The sequence below is a fragment of the Gilliamella sp. Bif1-4 genome (genome assembly GCF_001690535.1).
Classification (GTDB): Bacteria; Pseudomonadota; Gammaproteobacteria; order Enterobacterales; family Orbaceae; genus Gilliamella; species Gilliamella bombi.
The window spans coordinates 1-1,922 of sequence record NZ_LZHC01000019.1; the positions used below are offsets into that span (position 1 = coordinate 1).

A 1,922-nucleotide genomic window follows, 5' to 3' on the forward strand; every position below is an offset into this window, starting at 1 on the left:
GTCTATGTAGCGACTGGTTTGCCTAGCAATCACTTTTCGTCCATATAAATCGATAATCACCGACAAATATAACCAACCTTCACCCGTTTTAATATAAGTAATATCGGTTACCCATGTTTTATTAGGCTTATCAGGATTAAATTGCCTATCTAACGTGTTGGGCGCAATATTGTGATGAGCCTTGTCTGTTTTATGCTTGAATTTACGTGCTGCTTTACTCCGTAATCCCAATTGTTGCAAAACACGGCTAATTGTCCTTTCTGAAACTTGATAGCCTGCTTCTCTTGCATCATGAAGCAGGCTTGGCGCACCCAAACGGGCTTTATGTTGCCAATACTGCTTTTGGATATACTCGCTGAGTTTAACTGATTTGTTTGCTCTTTTTAACCAAGCATAATAACCCGATGAACTGACACCAAGTAATGAGCATATCCTAGTAACGGGATAGCAGGTTAAATGATTTTTCATATAAGCGTACTTCATCGACTTGGATTGTTGATGAAGTACACATGCGCCTTTTTTAGTATATCATTAGCCATTTTCAGTTCTTTAATCTCTTTTTCTAACGCCATAATCCGCTGTTGCTCAGCGGTTAACTCTCGACGGCTGGTTTTATTCGGGGAAAGTTGCCTAATCCATTTATCTAGGGTTGATTTACCCACACCTAGATGATTGGCAAGTTCGCTGATAGAAAGGTGTGCATTAGATAACGCATAATCCACTGATTGTTGTTTGAATTCGATATTAAATTTTTTGACCATGATATTTGTCTCTTATGATTTTTGTTTATACCATAGAGGCAACTTTTGTCCACTTTTTTGGCGAGGATCACTGTAACAAATATACATAAAAGCAAAGTTAACGTCCTATCAAAGATATGGGATATGGCGCCTATACCATAAATAAAGATAACCGTTACCGATTTGTTAAAATGTATAATAATCGCATAAACCAAAAATTCACTAAATCTAACTACCAATAAATGAATGCAAAATCAGAAAGAGTGATACGAACTTTAATGGAGATGTGGCATAATCAGCAAATATTTAAAGATTCAAAAGATAGGCAACAAAACTTAAGCGATTTATTAACTATTATAATACGGTTAAACTGCATAAAGCGATTTCTGGGAAAACACCTTATGAGTTTTTAGATGATTATTTTAATCATGAAGTGTAAACAACTCTGCGTTTTCTTTCAATAAAGATATTATAAAATTTATTTGTGGAGATTATTATGAGCCATATGTGGACATTTCAACGTGTTGGTGGGCTTGATCAAGTTGTATTTAAAAGTGCCAGAGATATTATCAATTTACCTGATTTAGATCCTAAATTATGGGTCGCTCTAAGTTGCCCAACAACAGGATTGGATTTTGATGAACGAACCTTATCTCTACTCGATTCAGATAATGACGGACGTATTCGCATACCTGATATTTTAGATGCCATTAGCTGGACTCAAGATAAAATTATTTCATTTGATAGTATTTTCAATACAAGTGAAACACTACCATTATCACAAATTAACTCATCGACTCCGCAAGGGAAAAAATTATCGGTGACCGCACAAAGCATTTTAGTTAGCTTGAATAAAAAAAATGTGGATTATTTAACACAAGATGATATACAACAATCAATAAAAATCAATGCTGACAAACTTTATAATGGTGATTTGATCTTTCCTGCATCAAGCGAATTGTCACCAAACATGCAAATGTTTATTACAACAGCAATCAAAACTACTGGTGCTCAAAAAGATATGAGTGGGCAAGATGGCATTGATCTAAACATAGCTACCACATTTGTCAACAACCTAAAAACCTGGTTAGAATGGCAAACCAAAATAGCCAACACCCAAACACCTTTCGGTGAAAATAGCACCGAAATTTGGAAGCTAATCCAACTATTAAAACCCAAAAT

General features: G+C 35.1%; 2 protein-coding genes and 1 pseudogene. 1 reads left to right on the plus strand and 2 read right to left on the minus strand.

The genetic code is table 11. The features are described from left to right. Window positions 1-483 (minus strand): DDE-type integrase/transposase/recombinase (locus tag A9G25_RS02705; RefSeq protein ID WP_141674942.1); only part of this gene is annotated, 483 nt, incomplete at its 3' end. Then, window positions 480-761, minus strand: coding sequence for an IS3 family transposase (locus A9G25_RS02710; RefSeq protein WP_065625218.1), 282 nt, complete (start codon window positions 759-761; stop codon window positions 480-482). The genes A9G25_RS02710 and A9G25_RS02705, both read right to left, overlap by 4 nt. A 475-nt stretch (window positions 762-1,236) precedes the next feature. Here A9G25_RS02710 and A9G25_RS02715 point away from each other — a divergent pair. Next, window positions 1,237-1,922: pseudogene (locus A9G25_RS02715) on the plus strand (hypothetical protein); the annotation flags it as partial.